At 33.9% G+C, this 15112-nt stretch carries 15 protein-coding genes; 7 read left to right on the plus strand and 8 right to left on the minus strand.

All coding sequences use genetic code 11. The features are described from left to right. The first annotated feature begins 60 nt into the window (after positions 1-60). The gene (locus QZV68_RS00705) at positions 61-390 is read left to right on the plus strand and encodes a cupin domain-containing protein (protein ID WP_296877604.1); all 330 of its coding nucleotides are present in this window, start codon (positions 61-63) and stop codon (positions 388-390) included. A gap of 29 nt (positions 391-419) precedes the next feature. Here the strand turns inward: QZV68_RS00705 and QZV68_RS00710 are convergent, their stop codons facing one another. From QZV68_RS00710 to QZV68_RS00720, 3 genes are read right to left on the minus strand one after another with little or no spacing between them, the layout of a single operon-like run. Next, the gene (locus QZV68_RS00710; RefSeq protein ID WP_296877606.1) at positions 420-1232 is read right to left on the minus strand and encodes a class I SAM-dependent methyltransferase; all 813 of its coding nucleotides are present in this window, start codon (positions 1230-1232) and stop codon (positions 420-422) included. 3 nt (positions 1233-1235) lie between these two features. After that, complete coding sequence (locus QZV68_RS00715; protein ID WP_363136759.1) at positions 1236-2249, minus strand: aldo/keto reductase; 1014 nt, start codon at positions 2247-2249, stop codon at positions 1236-1238. 16 nt (positions 2250-2265) lie between these two features. Then, entirely contained in the window at positions 2266-3270 is a 1005-nt protein-coding gene (locus QZV68_RS00720) for a lipopolysaccharide assembly protein LapB (protein ID WP_296877610.1), read from the minus strand. Positions 3271-3440: 170 nt separating this feature from the next. Here QZV68_RS00720 and QZV68_RS00725 point away from each other — a divergent pair, with 170 nt between their 5' ends. Continuing rightward, on the plus strand, positions 3441-5111 hold the full coding sequence (locus QZV68_RS00725) for a glutamate--tRNA ligase (protein ID WP_296877613.1): 1671 nt from the start codon (positions 3441-3443) through the stop codon (positions 5109-5111). 8 nt (positions 5112-5119) lie between these two features. Continuing rightward, on the plus strand, positions 5120-5584 hold the full coding sequence (locus QZV68_RS00730; protein WP_296877615.1) for a hypothetical protein: 465 nt from the start codon (positions 5120-5122) through the stop codon (positions 5582-5584). Positions 5585-5652: 68 nt separating this feature from the next. Here the strand turns inward: QZV68_RS00730 and QZV68_RS00735 are convergent, their stop codons facing one another. Both QZV68_RS00735 and QZV68_RS00740 read right to left on the minus strand, forming a co-directional pair. Beyond that, entirely contained in the window at positions 5653-6966 is a 1314-nt protein-coding gene (locus QZV68_RS00735; protein WP_296877617.1) for a hypothetical protein, read from the minus strand. Positions 6967-7225: 259 nt separating this feature from the next. Next, a complete protein-coding gene (locus QZV68_RS00740; protein ID WP_296877619.1) occupies positions 7226-8803 on the minus strand; it encodes an ATPase in 1578 nt (525 codons plus the stop codon). 200 nt (positions 8804-9003) lie between these two features. On the opposite strand from QZV68_RS00740, the gene QZV68_RS00745 reads away from it, so the two are divergent. From QZV68_RS00745 to QZV68_RS00760, 4 genes are read left to right on the plus strand one after another with little or no spacing between them, the layout of a single operon-like run. After that, entirely contained in the window at positions 9004-10239 is a 1236-nt protein-coding gene (locus QZV68_RS00745) for an LL-diaminopimelate aminotransferase (protein WP_296877620.1), read from the plus strand. Continuing rightward, positions 10240-10941, plus strand: a complete 702-nt coding sequence (locus QZV68_RS00750; protein WP_296877623.1) for a DUF6882 domain-containing protein — start codon at positions 10240-10242, stop codon at positions 10939-10941. It abuts the gene before it with no gap. After that, the gene (locus QZV68_RS00755; protein ID WP_296877625.1) at positions 10928-11536 is read left to right on the plus strand and encodes a DUF6891 domain-containing protein; all 609 of its coding nucleotides are present in this window, start codon (positions 10928-10930) and stop codon (positions 11534-11536) included. Before QZV68_RS00750 ends, QZV68_RS00755 begins: the two co-directional genes overlap by 14 nt. Then, complete coding sequence (locus QZV68_RS00760) at positions 11533-12126, plus strand: hypothetical protein (RefSeq protein WP_296877627.1); 594 nt, start codon at positions 11533-11535, stop codon at positions 12124-12126. Before QZV68_RS00755 ends, QZV68_RS00760 begins: the two co-directional genes overlap by 4 nt. 118 nt (positions 12127-12244) lie before the next feature. Here the strand turns inward: QZV68_RS00760 and QZV68_RS00765 are convergent, their stop codons facing one another. Genes QZV68_RS00765 through QZV68_RS00775 form a run of 3 tightly spaced genes read right to left on the minus strand, consistent with a single transcriptional unit; the run spans position 12245 to position 15030 of the window. Next, a complete protein-coding gene (locus tag QZV68_RS00765) occupies positions 12245-12865 on the minus strand; it encodes a hypothetical protein (RefSeq protein WP_296877629.1) in 621 nt (206 codons plus the stop codon). Next, positions 12862-14613 (minus strand): glycosyltransferase, encoded by a 1752-nt coding sequence (locus tag QZV68_RS00770; protein ID WP_296877631.1) that lies wholly within the window; start codon positions 14611-14613, stop codon positions 12862-12864. Before QZV68_RS00770 ends, QZV68_RS00765 begins: the two co-directional genes overlap by 4 nt. A 6-nt stretch (positions 14614-14619) precedes the next feature. Further along, positions 14620-15030 carry a response regulator gene (locus tag QZV68_RS00775; protein ID WP_296877633.1) on the minus strand — a complete coding sequence of 137 codons (411 nt, stop codon included), beginning with the start codon at positions 15028-15030 and terminating at the stop codon, positions 14620-14622. Between the last annotated feature and the right edge of the window lie 82 nt (positions 15031-15112).

The raw sequence follows: 15112 nt of genomic DNA on the forward strand, positions 1-15112 counted from the left end.
TTGACTCCAACTTCAGGAGATGCCATTGCAGATATTAAAACAATTATGGGGGAATAACTGATGAGTGAAGATATTAAAGCGAAAGCTTTAGATATCCAATCCATATTGGATTATCAGGCAGATAGTGTCGTAAGCCGTGAAGTAATCAAGAAAGAGTTGGGGACAGTAACATTCTTTGCCTTCGACCAGGGTCAGGGATTGTCAGAACATTCCGCTCCTTTTGATGCAATGGTTCAAGTAATAGATGGTGAAGCTGAAATTACAATTTCCGGTGTAAAACACACTGTTGGGGCAGGTGAAATTATTATCATGCCTGCTAATGAACCACATGCTCTTCAGGCAGTAAACAGTCCGTATAAAATGATTTTAACCATGATAAAAAGTGATTAAATTCATTTTATTTTTTTTTTAAATATTAACTATTTTTTCCACCAGACCATTATCCAGTCAGCTTTGTCTTTGACGTTATAATATTTCCCTGTGTCTTCATCAAAGCTGAGAATTCTCTCAAGATATTTTCTCAGCAATTCTTTTTCTTCATCAGAATATAGGTCAAGCCTAAACTTGCCGTTATCCATAGCACTCTGGATGCTGTCATACATGCGGTAATTATTCAAATCAAACCTTTCGACATTGGCATAGATGCCGAGATTGAATAATATGTTGAAAAGATAATTGTAATCTGGAAAATCTTCTGTTTTTATTCCAAGTTCCTTATCGAAATCTTTTTCTATTTTTTTGTTTTCAGGTCCGAATACGGTTATGAAGACATATTTGTTGGCAATTTTGTCAAGTTCGGTTAACACTTCACAAATAGGGACAATTCCATTAAGAGATCTTGAGCAGACCACAACATCGACATCTCCAATTTCATCATATGAAATTTCTTCAATCGGTTTTAATATGGTCTTGATATTTTCAACGTTATTGTCACAAGCCCTCTTTTTTAAATATTCAAGCATTTTTGGTGATGAATCAATGCCTATGACTTTTTTTACTTTTTTGGCTAATGGTATGGTTATTGAACCTTCTCCACAACCCACATCCAGTACAGTGTCTGTTTCATTAAGAATCAGCTTCTCAAACAGTACCTTTTGATAATCTTCGCCTCGGGTTCTTTTATAGAATCGTGGAGCGGCATCATCCCAGTTTTTATTTACTTTATTTTTAAGCCTTGATGCCCAAAAATCTTCCCATTTGACTTCATCGGGGTTTTCAATGCACTGCTTCATGTTTCACACCTTTGTCTTTCCGGACAGAATGTTTTTGTAATCCTCATAGTTTTCCTTGAGAAGCCTTGGGATGTCCAGTTCATAAGGGCAGTTGTCCACGCAGCTGTAACATTCGATACAATCTTCGCTTTTAGCCATTATCTGCTGCCATTCTTCAGTTAAGTGAGGTTCTGTTGGAAACCTTCTAACCCAAAGGGACATTCTTGCACATGTATTTATTTTAATTCCTTCAGGGCATGGCATGCAGTATCCGCAGCCTCTGCAGAAATCTTCGCCCAGTTCATTTTTGTCTTTTTCAATTTCTGCTTTTAGGCTGTCGTTTAAAACTGTGTTTTCATCATAGGACAGGAATTCATCAAGCTCGGAGATTTTTTGAATTCCCCAAATTGGCAATACATTGTCGAACTGATTTAAAAACGCATAGCTTGCTTTGGAATTTTTTATCAATCCTCCACCCATGGCTTTCATAGCGATAAAACCAACGTCCAATTGTTTGCATTTGTTGACAAGATCTATTTCTTCACTGCCGCTTAAGTATGAAAACGGATATTGCAAAGTTTCATAAAGTCCGGATTCTATAGCTTCATGTGCAAATGTGATTTTATGGGTTGTAATTCCTATATGATTAATCATTCCATCTTCTTTTGCTTGAATCATTGCTTTAAATAGTTCATCATCATTCTTTGGGGTAAATGATATGTTATGGAACTGGTACAGGTCAAGGTAATCTGTTTTTAAGCTTTTAAGTGAAGTTTCCAAATCGCTCCAGAACACCTTGGGAGTTTCAGCTGCAGTTTTGCTTGCAAGATAAATGTTTTCACGAACATCTTCAAAGGCATTGCCCAGTTTCTCTTCGCTGTCTGTATAAAAATGTGCAGTGTCATAGAAATCAATTCCGTTTGCATAAGCTTTTTGAAGTATTTCAATTGATTCGTCCATGTTGCATCTCTGAATTGGCAGTGCGCCGAATCCGTTTTTGTTCACTTCCAAATTTGTTTTTCCCAACTTCATTTTAATGTCTCCAATATTAATTTCAATAGCCGATTATTTTTAATATGATGTATAAGATTATTATTACTATCAGTGCATAGATTGCATATTTTGATGAAATGAATTTTGTTTTCTTGAACTCTTCATCTTTGATGTCTCCCTGCCTCATTATCCTGTCTTTTTCAAATGAACATTTTTGATAGATTTTTTCCAGGTCATGGGGGAGGCGACCATGTTCGTTTAGCTTGTTTATGGTTTTATTTAAATGTTTGATGGCTTCCTGATTGTCTCCAAGCTCAACGCAACAGAATGCTGCTTTGTAATTAAAATTGGTTGTCAGCTCTAAATTGTCATTGGCTTCCTTTTCATACTGTATGCATTGTCTGTAATCTTTTAATGCTTCCTTGTACTGTCCAAGTTCATATTCTGCATCAGCTTTTGCATTCAATGCTGTTAAAGTGGTCTCTTCATCCAATGATTTTTCAAGGTATATCAATGCCTCTTTATTTTTGCCGTTCTTTTGAAGCATCTGGCCCTTGTAAAGGTTTAATTTTTTATCATCATCGTACTTGACCTCATATTTGTCCAGTTCATCTAAAGCTTCTCTATATTTTTTAGCCTGTATTAGAAGTTCGATTTTGGCCATTTTAACTTCTTTTTTTGAGATTCTAGGCTCTTCAACTTTGCAGTATTTGTCATACCTGTTATAGGCAGTGTCCATATATTTCAATGATTCGTCAATTTTCGATTTATTGAAAAGGGACATTGATTTGTCGCAAAGGGCATTAATTGATTTTGGTTGTTTTTTAAGGTATTCGTCAAAGTATTTTTCGCCGTAATCTCCGTCATCATGACTGGGGTCATAATATTGATAATACATTCCCTTTTCTTCTAAGGCAGGCAGGTAATCTTTCTGGATTAGAAGGTCTAAAATAGTTAGATATGATTCGATATCATCTTTGCCATGCCTTTTTCTGGCAGTTTTTAATGCATCCTTATAATTGGCATCTTCAATTAGTTTTTTTGCTTTTTCAATTTCCCTGCCCATTATATCAACCGGTTTTTTTAATACTCTCATTAATATTTAGGTTTTTATCTATAATATTTTTTTGATTCTAAAAACATTAACTATTTTTATATCTTGCATCAAAATTATAAACAAGTAAAGAATTTTTACTTGACGCTTATTTTTGTTAAATAATTAAATGTGATGATTAAATGAATGATTTAGAGGAAATTATCTATAAACATGCTTTATTAAATGCAGCTAAACATAAGGGAAGTGCAAATCCCGGAGCTGTTATGGGTTCAATAATGTCAAATGAACCTGAACTCAGAAGCAAAGCAAAAGAAATCGGTCCGATGTCTGGTAAAATTGTAGCGAAAGTCAATGCGCTGTCTTTAGAAGAGCAACAGGCAGAAATGGAAAAATTCGGTGTTGAAGTTCAGGACAAAAAACCTAAAGCTAAGGAAGTTGGCCTTCAGGAACTCCCTGGAACTCATGAAAACATAGTTTTACGTTTCGCTCCAAATCCAAGTGGACCTTTACACATTGGACACTCTCGTGCAGCCGTTCCAAATGCGGAATATGTAAAAAGACATAACGGAAAACTGATTTTGAGAATTGAAGATACAGATCCCAAAAGAGTATATGAGCCTGCTTACGAAATGATTCCCGAAGATCTCGAATGGCTGGGAATCAAGGCCGATGAAGTGATTTATCAGTCTGACAGATTCGAAACATATTATGACTATGCCCGCCAATTAATCGAGAATGGTGCTGCCTATATGTGTACCTGTGACGGTGCAACATTCAAGGAACTCAAAGACAACTGCAAAGCATGCCCATGCAGGGACAATTCCATAGAGGAAAATATTGAATTATGGGAAAAATTCGACACTATGGAAGCCGGTGAAGCTGTTCTAAGAGTTAAAACCGATATTGCTCATAAGAATCCTGCAATTCGTGATTGGGTAGCCATGAGACTGGTTGACGAAACTCATCCTCGCCTGGGCAACAAATACAGGATTTATCCAATGATGAACTTCTCTGTGGCAGTGGATGACCATCTGATGGGATTGACTCATGTTTTAAGAGGAAAAGACCATTTGGCCAACACTGAAAAGCAGAAATACTTGTATGATCATATGGGATGGGATGTGCCTGAATATATCCACTATGGCAGGCTTAAAATGGAAGATATCGCACTCAGTACATCCAAGGCAATGGCAGGAATTGAGGATGGAACATATTCAGGATGGGACGACCCTAGATTGGGAACACTAAGGGCTATTGCAAGAAGAGGAATAAACCCAAGAACCATTTACAATTTGATTACCGAAATTGGTGTTAAGATGGCTGATTCCGCTATCAGCTGGAAAAAAATCTACGGATTAAACCGCAGCTTCCTTGAACCGGTTGCCAACAGGTATTTCTTCTGTGAAGAACCTCAACTTGTGGAAATTGATGGCTATGAGGGTGGTAAAGTGGATATTGAAAGGCCGCTTCATGCTGACCATTTGGATAGGGGAAACAGAGTTCTTCCTTTTGAAGGAACTGCTTATCTTGCAAAATCAGACATTGGCGATGGAATATTCCGCCTGATGGATGCTGTCAATGTCAACATTGAAGATGGAAAAATATCTTATCATTCCACTTCCTTTGAAGATGCAAGGGCAGTCAAAGCAAGGATTATCCAATGGGTTCCTGCTGAAGACAATGTTGATGTTAAAATTGTCATGGATGATGCATCAATTAAAACAGGTCTTGGTGAAGGTGCACTTCGCGATTTGAAAGTTGGTGATATTGTTCAATTTGAAAGAGTGGGATTCGCCCGCCTTGATGAAATTTCAGATGGTGAATTGGTGTTCTACTTCGCACATAAATAGGTGATAAAATGACAATGTTTTCAAATGGATTTTCAAATCTTCAGATGCCTGAAGACTTTGAGCCTATTGCCACTAAAGATGAATTCAATGACATGTATCTGGTAAATACTAAGATACCAATGTCCATTAAGTTTTCCACCACTCCCACATTGGTAGGACTTCCGGATATTAGGGAGGATATAGAAAAAAATATCAAAAATAACGATAAGATAAATCTGATAGCTTCTGATTTCATACCTATTAACGATGATATTTATTATATGATTGTATCTTCGTTTTCCGATGGAGAAAATGAGATTCGCCGCAATGAATTTTTATATGTGGAAGATAATAACCTGTATATTTTCGAATATACTTATCCTTATGCCGATAGGGAATTGGATGATTTTTATTTGAATGTTATTCGTTCTTTAAAAATAGTGGTTCCAAAATATATAGTTGAAAATGGCAGTTACAGATTGAATAATGAATAATAGATTCTAATTTTTTAAAAAAGTAATATTTAAGGGGTTAATCCCCTTAATGTATATTGTTTTTATTTTTATATCACATGATACCTTTCGGAACCGTGTGCATGTGAATATGTTTTTCCACATTTTATGAAGGGGTAAAGGCTTACTATAATTGGGCATTTGTAACGTACAGTGTATTTTAAGTATTTTACGCTGCTTTTATAGTTCTTGTTTGATGGAGTGTATATGAGCTTGATGTATTTGGTTACAGACTTTTTGTAGTAATAGTCATTTCCTTTCTTGGTCACATAATTCCAATCAAAACCGTTTCTATATAGTTTTACTTTACCGTTTACATTTTCTTTTTCGCCAATGCCAACTACCTTAAGCACGCCTCCTTTGACATATTTGCCGCTTGCGGTAACTATTTTTGCATAGAATGCTTTGTTACTGGTGTCGCCCCTATAAACAGTTTGCGGTTTGACAAGGATCTTGGTTGCTATTCTGCCCCTAATCATTGCATAGCTTGTAACTTTTTTAGAAGCTTTATAGAATGTGTTTGCAATGTATCTGGCTGCATATACATATTTTTTGTTTTGTTTTACTTTCATATATTTGGTTGCCACACCGTTTTTAACTTTGACCTTATAGTTTTTGCCGCTTATTCTAAATACGACATAACCTCCTGTAAGCTTTTTGCCTTGGCTTGTCACTGTTGCCTTAAGTTTTACAGTAGTTCCACCTCTTTTAACAAATTTGAAAGCTTTTATGGTTACTGAAGGTTTTTTAACTTCTAAACGTGCAGCATCCATGAATGTTCCTTCTGAATCATCATTAGCTACATATATGGCATATTTTCCAGGTTTAATCTCTTTTGGGTTAATAGTATAGGTATAAGTTACACTATTTCTATCTTTACCATTATTAGTAACAGTTTCTGATTCAGAAACTTCTGAAACTAAATTATTTTTACTATCCAGTTTGAATATGCAAACGTATAAATTAAATGCATTGTAATTTGTATTCTTACATGGATTAATATTAAATTCTATCACGGCACCATTTACAGCTGAAAACTGATAAACGTCTTTTGTGAATTTAACTGTGTACATGCTGGCAGGAGTTTTTTTGGCTGAAAGAACCTCATCGGACTCAACCACTGCCACTGAAGGATCATTCTCGGTAGCGGCCAATGTGTCTTCACTTGCAACATCCTCTTTTGTTTCTTTATTTGTATCATCAGTCACATTACTTGAATCGTCAATAAAAACAGTTACTACATCGTCTGAAGCTGCATCATCAACTGTTAATGCATCAGTAACATTATCTACTGCACTTACTGTCGATATGGTACAAATACTAACTATTAATAATAGAAGTATATATATCTTTTTGTTAAACATAGTTTCCCCTTAAATTATTTATTTCATATAAAGAAATGCATCTCTATGCTTAAAAGTCTAAAAATGAGAGTATATAAATATTAATTAAATTGTAAAATATTCTTGTCTTTATTTAGGATTTTTGAGATTTTTATTTTTCTTTTAAAGTTCAAATCAAGTTAAATTTACTTCTTGAAATTGTTTAAAACAAGCATTAAAAAAATATATTGGATTGTAGGGTATGGTGAATAATTGTGGTGTTTTAAGTAAAAAAGATAATTTAATATACCTTTTTTACATCTGACGGTTTGATAATGATATTTTTTCTTCTGTATCTTACAGAGATGTCGTCACCGTTTATTGCATAAACCTGGCTGGAATAGGTTTCTCCCTGATGATTGAAAATGATTTCATCACCTTTCTTAAGGACAACTTCATTATTGTTTAACTTTATTTTTATATTGTCTCTTGAAGGTTTTTCCTTAATTGCAGGTATTACTTTTTCTTCCTTATGTTCAGGTTTTGGAGCTGTTTCTTTTATGCTAAATACATTTTGTGAATTTCTCTGTCTTAATGAGTCATCCATCTCAGCCCTATGATACTCTTCATATGTTGCTTCATAATCTGCATGAGTTTCATTGATGATTGGTACAAATTCATCTTCGTATTCGTTGACGTTTCTGATGAAATCCTCTTCAATGACATCTTCTTCAACAGGTGGCTCTGATATGAGCTTTTCCTTAACGTCCTGGAATATTTTTGAACCTTTAATTGTGTTTGTAATTTTAGCCAAATCTTTTCTGTAGTCCAAATCACTGTCATAGTCGCCAAATACATTTTCATCCTTGAGATCTGCTCCGAATTTGTAATCGTCTTTGACTTTTGTTGGAGTTTTAAGTATCGGTTCTTTTATGACTTCCTCTGTTTTTTCACTTTCTGTATTGTTAAGCAAAGCATCAGTAATGTCTGTACTTTCGGAAATGCTTTCTTCGGTTTCTTCACTTTCTTCGCCGGCGGTGGTTATTGCCTCTTCAATGTCTTGTGAAGTAACTGTTGATGCTTCGAGTTTTGGTTCTTCTTCAACGGTTTTGGTAATTGTATCGCTTGCATTTTCCTTTTTGGTTGTTTCAGGGATTGCATCGCTTACCTTTTCCTCTTTAACAGGTTCTTTAACAGCATCTTTCTGTTCATCTTCATCTTCAGATTCATTGATGATGCTTCTGATTGTTTCTTCAGGCATTTCGTCAATAATCTCTTCAATGTTTTTCTCTTCTTGCTTTTGTTTGATGCTTTCTTTAAGTTCTTCTAATTCTTTGTCTTCATCATCATTTTTATGTGCTTCTTTTTCTCTTTCACTATCTTTTCTTTTTGATTCTTTAATAAGTTCATCAATAGTGAATAAATCTTTTAACTCATGTTTTTCATTTTTAGGGTTGTTACTTTGGCTCATAATATCCATCTGGCTTTGTTTAATTGGTTCTTGAAATTTTTCAACGGTATTACCATAATCCACAAGTACTTGATTTTGTGATTCGTATTCAATATTATTGTAATTAGCATTATTAACTTCTGAAACAACAGGTTCTTCATATATTTCATTGAATGAAGGTTGTTTGTTTAGGCTAGCAGGTTTAGATTGATTAAGAGTAGCTGGTTGATTGGAATTGGATTTATCTCCATTATTGGATAGAATATTTTTTCCTGCTGAAACTAGGTTACTTAAGGATCCTGTATCTTCAAGTATTGATCCATCATCTTTCTCTAATTCTTCTCCTTTATAGTGCAATTTAACTAGTATTATTGCAATAATTGCTATAATGGCTATTGTAATCCAAATTATTATTGTTATTCCATTCATTCTACCAACTTCTTTTATTAATTTTTAGTATTTTATATTTATGTAAACAAGTTAATTTAAATATTTTCATATTTGGGGTTCTATCAATATCATTATGAAATAAAATTTTTACTATTTTTCAATGATAATTATACTAATCATTCATTTTATATATTGAAAAAATAAAATATATATTAGATTAATATTTATGAGGTTTAATCATGGTTGTTAAAATTAATGAAAACTATCTTAAGTTAAAAAGTAGCTACCTTTTCGTTGAAGTGGCAAGAAGAGAATCAGAATTCAGGAAAGCAAACCCTGATGCAGATATCATCAAAATGGGTATCGGAGATGTTACAAAACCTTTAGTTCCTGCAGTCATTGAAGCATTCCATTCTGCTGTGGACGATTTGGGAAATGGTGAAACATTTGTGGGATATGGTCCTGAACAAGGCCATGACTTTTTAGCTAAAACTATTATTGAAAATGACTACACTGCACGTGGAATTGATTTGGACACTTCCGAAGTTTTCATAAGCGACGGAGCAAAAAGCGACACAGCTAACATACAGGAAATCTTTGGAATAGACAATAAAATCGCTGTAACTGACCCTGTATATACTGTATATGTGGACACAAATGTTATGGCTGGAAGAACTGGAGAAATGAAGGACGATGGTATGTATGAAGGATTAACTTACATCAAATGTAATTCAGAAAACGGTTTTGTTCCTGAACTTCCATCAGAACCAGTAGATATTATTTATTTATGTTATCCTAATAACCCAACAGGCACTACCCTTACAAAAGATCAATTGAAAGTATTCGTTGATTATGCCAAGGAAAATAAATCAATAATTTTATTTGATGCTGCTTACGAAGCATTCATAACTGAAGATAATGTTCCTCATTCCATTTATGAAATAGAAGGTGCAAAAGAAGTAGCTATTGAATTTAAGAGTTTTTCCAAAACTGCTGGTTTTACCGGAACTCGTTGTGCATACACTGTTGTTCCTAAGGAATTGATGGGATACGACAGTCAGGGCAATGCAGTTGAAATCAATCCGTTATGGAATAGAAGACAAACCACTAAATTTAACGGTGCATCCTATCCTGTTCAAAAGGCTGCCGAAGCGGTTTATTCTCCTGAAGGTAAAAAACAAATCAGGGACACCATCGATTATTATATGGAAAATGCTAAAATCATCAGGGAAAGCCTAACTGACCTTGGCCTTGATGTATATGGCGGTGTAAGCTCCCCTTATATTTGGGTAAAAACTCCTAATGATATGGATTCATGGGCATTCTTTGATTTATTATTAAACGAAGCCAATGTAATTGGAACTCCAGGTTCCGGATTTGGTCCAAGCGGTGAAGGATATTTAAGATTAACTGCATTCAATACTTTGGAAAACACTAAAGAAGCAATGGATAGAATTTCAAAATTAGAATTTTAGGTGTTAATCTTGAAAGTAGTAGAAAAGCCAATTTCAGTTGAAGAAGAAGACTCCTTTAAAATGGTTTTATCAAAGTATGGTGCTTTAGCTTTGGATAAACAGGAAAATCTTTCAGAATTGATTGGAGAAACAATTGGGGATTTGGATATCGAGAAGGGCATAATCACTTTCGGCGACATCACATTCCCGGTTCAAATCCTGGGATTTTATTCTGAAGATTTGATGCAATGGTCATGGGCATGGGACAATGAAGAGATTTTCGGCGAAAATCTAATCAAATCAGCAAAACAGATTAAAGCTATTGGGGATGAATTCGGATTGTCTGAATTTAATTCTTCTCCACTCAACTCCAATTTTGATGATTGTCACACTTTAGCAATGGCTTCAATAGCTATATTGGATATGGATGGCTATTATGCAGTATCTGAAGATGGATTGGACATATTTGTAGCAATCAAATCAGATTTAATTGAGGAAAATAATTCTGTGATAAAATTCAGGGATACCTATTACAACTTTCAGAAGAATTTCAATATATATCCAAAGGTTGCATTTGAAGCATATACAAAACTTAAGGGTTATGGATATAAGCCTCATGACGATTTTTCACTGGCAAAGATTGGTGAAGCCCGGGTCATGGCAGGTTTCACTGAAAGGGGCAACGTTACCCGTATCATAATCTTTGGTGATGAACAGGACTGATAGTATGGACCCAGATTTAGTTGAAGAAATTGAATACATGATTAATGCCCTTTCTAAATCTGGTTTTTTTAACAAGGATGAAATTCTGGAAATATTGGAGGATGAATTTATTGGGGAGGATGTTGATTTTTCCCAATTCGACATCTCTTTAAATGAGTCTGATAATATTAATTTCGCTAAGTTGGAAAATGTTTTTGAACTGTTGGCAGGTAAAAATATTGTAGCTATTCACAATTGTGGCTATGATATCAAAGAAGGCGTTACTGATGCTTTTGAGCTTTATGTGCATTTAATGAATAATAAATATTCTCCGGATGGTTTTTGCTTCTACACCTTTGAGGATGTTGAAGAGGCAATTCTGGAAGAAAAACTGAAAATCACATTTGGGGACTTTGAGAACAATGAAGATAAAGCTTTAAAAATTGGTAAAATTGTTTTTGATTGTTTAAAATCATGTGATTTTGAAATCAATTGGGATGGAACTATCAATAATCAAATAGAAATAAATCCATTCGGATGGGATAAATCTTATGATAATCAAAAGGAATATGAAATTGAAGGTGCATATGATAATTTTGTAGGAGCATTAAAATGAATGGAAGATCACTTAAATTAATTAGGGATGTAATTATTAATTCAGGCAAATTGACTTCAATAGAAATATCTCAGGATTCGATTTATTTGGAGTTTATGGATGTAGAGCTTGGATCTCATAAGGAGACTGAAGATTTTTCATTAACTGTTCGTTTTGCACAGGATTCTTTTATAACAGCCTTTTATAACAATATTTGGGATATAGATTTCTTATCTAAATACGACTTCAAAAATCAGCTTTTGAGTGAAGATGTTTTATTAGACATAGATGATTTGAAATTTGTAGATTTTGAATATCTTAATGATTTATTCTATGATTACAAAAAGGAGAAAACAATTTCAGTTGTAGAGGATTTCAGTATTCATAATATCAGAAATGACTTTTTTATGCTTTTGAAGACAAGAGAAATAGCAATTGCCGTTGGCGGTAATCAAATGGATTTCTTCACTAAGGAAGAAAGATTGGATGATGCCTCACTAAGGGAACTTTCAAATCAGTGGATGCTTTACTTTTTAAAATATCATCTGAAAAGAAATATTATAAAAGATCCTATGTGCGAAAATCATCCTTTGATATATCCTAAAGAATAATTGTTGTTCTATTTTTACTTTTTCTTTTTTAATATTGATTTTAGGATTGATTAAAATATTATTTTTTAAAACAAGTATTATAATTTTTAGTTATATATTTAATTTAAAAAAAGTTAGTTCAAGGTATGTGGGATGTTACGAAATTGTAAGCATCTCTCACACCTGAAATAAATCCATTATATTCTGTGTTGTGAATATTGCTCATATCATCTTCAATACGGTCATCCACTTCCCTTAAGAAAGTTGAATTGTTGTAGTCATGTGATGTGAAATAATGAACCTGTATTGCATAATTTGTGTCTTCTTTAGGGAAAACATAATTAACTCCAATATGGCTCCAAGTCACATTGTTGTTTCTTGAAGGATTTGAGAAATATTGTTTTGATACTGGAACTCCGCTTGCAGTGGAATTTTCAGTTTTGAGAACTTGATAATCTCCTTTTTCCATATTTCTGAATTTGGCTTCCGAAATCGATGTAATGTGATCTTCAGGCCAATCATCCCAATGGTCGATATAGACATATCTGTTTGTAATTGCATGTGGAGTTTTGGATTCGTTTGTTAAGTTTAATTCTTCAGTGCTGTTCCATGCTTGGGGCACAATGGTCACACTATGGTCAAAATCAATGGTTCTGTCTGTATTAACACTTAAAAAACTGTTTATTGCATTAATGTTGGTTGCAAAGAAAATAATGATTATTATAAGTACGACTCCACGAATTATATCTCCTCGCCTCATTCTTTTTGACCTCCTGTATGTTCGGTTTTAGACCATTTTCTTTCTTTTCTTGTAAGCATTGTCATCATTGTCATGAAGAATAATGGTATCAAGTGGAAACAGTAAATATAATATTTTACAAGGTCTTTTATGTATTCCAGAATTGTAGGTTTATCTCTTGAAAGAGCAAGTAAAATTCCAGGGAAAAATGCAATCATGGATAATACTCCAACAATGAACGGAGCTTCCATTCTAATAATGGTTGGGCCATGGAAAATGAACCATGAAATTGCATTGACTATTGTGACAACAAATCCGAAGAAGATTAATAAGTTAAAACTATAAAAAGAAATGTGTTCGATAATATGGAATTTCTTTGAGATAGATATTTTTGACCTTAGAATCTGGGGTAAATAAACGAATAAAGTTTCAAAGTTACCTATAGCCCATCTGATTCTTTGTCTGAAGAATGCTCTCCATGATGTAACTGCTTCCTGATATACTGCACAGTCTCGGGCATAACGTATTTTTCCACCATTAAGAATAATTTTTATTGCAAGGTTCAAATCTTCAGTAACTGCAAAACCGTCCCAGCGACCGGAGTCTATGATTGCTTGTTTTTTTACAAATTGCCCATTTCCACCTAAAAATCCTGTGAAGTTAAAATTATCCTTTGCAATTAATGTATTTCCAAAACTTGCGAATTCTACATGTTGCATACGGGCTAAAAAGTTTTCATTTTTGTTCCACATTTTAACTCTTGACTGAACTCCTTCAATGCCTTCTCCATTTAGATATTGGACGATTGTCATGAGATAATCTGTACTGATTTGTGTATCCGCATCAAATACTCCGATAATTTCTCCTTTGGATAATGTTAAAGCATCGTTTAAAACAAAACCTTTACCTTTTCCGGATCGTGGCGGGTGTCTAGTAACAATTTTAAGTTCAGGAATTTCCTTTTTTAAGCCGGATAATATTTCTCCGGTACTGTCTGTAGATCCGTCATTTACGACAATCACTTCAAAGTTGGATTCTCCATTTTTGGTATATTCTGATTCACAAACACTTCTGACTGTTGATTCAATAGTGTATTCTTCGTTGTGCGCCGGAATAAAAATGCTTATAAAAGGAAGGTCATCCTCTTCGTATGGGGTGACTGGTTTTTGTTTTTTTATGCTGACAATAGAGTTAAGGAGCATAGCTGATGTTGGAATTATAAGTACCCATTGAAGCCATGTTGCATTTCTACTTAAAATAGCTATGATGATTAATGCGATACAAAGAATCAAAAGAAAACTTGAGTCTGATTTTTCAATTAAAAGTTCTGTATTTTTTTCTTCTATTTTATGCTGGGCTGTTTGAACGCTTAATTTATTTTGTTCATGTTTTTTAAGGGAAACGGCCATTGCTCTTTGCAGTTCATCCTCTTCAAAAGGCTTAAGCAGATAGTTGTAGGGATTACTCATTAGTAATTTATCGATAGTGTTGTCAAAAAGAGCTCCTACAATAATAATGACTGGAACATCAAATATTTCCAAATCAGTTGCCAGTTCCAGCAAATCTAATCCTTGTATTTCAGTATCCAGAAATATCAAATGAGGTGATAAATTGTCTATCTTTTCGAAAATTTCATCTTTTTGTGAAGCTGATCCGACATACTCATAATTGTAATCTTCAACATATTTCTCTATCAAAGATAACATTATCTCTTCAGAGCCTATGGCAAATATTTTTGGCCGACCTTTAATTAGTTGTAATTCCGTCATTTGAATCTATTGTGTAAATCCACTGGCGTCATCTATTTTGCTTTCTTCTAATTTTGCTCTATTTATGGTTATTTTAAGAGTTTTATCCAATTTGGTTATGTCGTATGGTTTGGATACAAATCCGTAGGATCCTTTCACATTGGATTTTTCAAAAGTATCAGTATCTGTGTTTGCGGTTAAATAGATTACTGGGATTCTTAATTCTGATATTACTTCTGCAGCTTCAATACCTTCCATATCTCCTTTTAATTTAATGTCCATTAAAACAACGTCAGGCACTTTTTCTGCTGCTACATCAATTGCATCTTGACCAGTATCAACTGTATCGATTACTTCATAACCCAATTCCTCTAGACTGTATTTTAAATCTAATGCAGTGATTGCTTCATCTTCAACAATTAATATTCTTTCATTCATATTTATACCTTCTTTTAACAATTTATTACTTATATTTTTCATTTTATTTATATTTTTGTCGTCCTCTTTTATTTTATTCAGA

This window comes from uncultured Methanobrevibacter sp. (genome assembly GCF_902801725.1).
Taxonomy (GTDB): domain Archaea; phylum Methanobacteriota; class Methanobacteria; order Methanobacteriales; family Methanobacteriaceae; genus Methanocatella.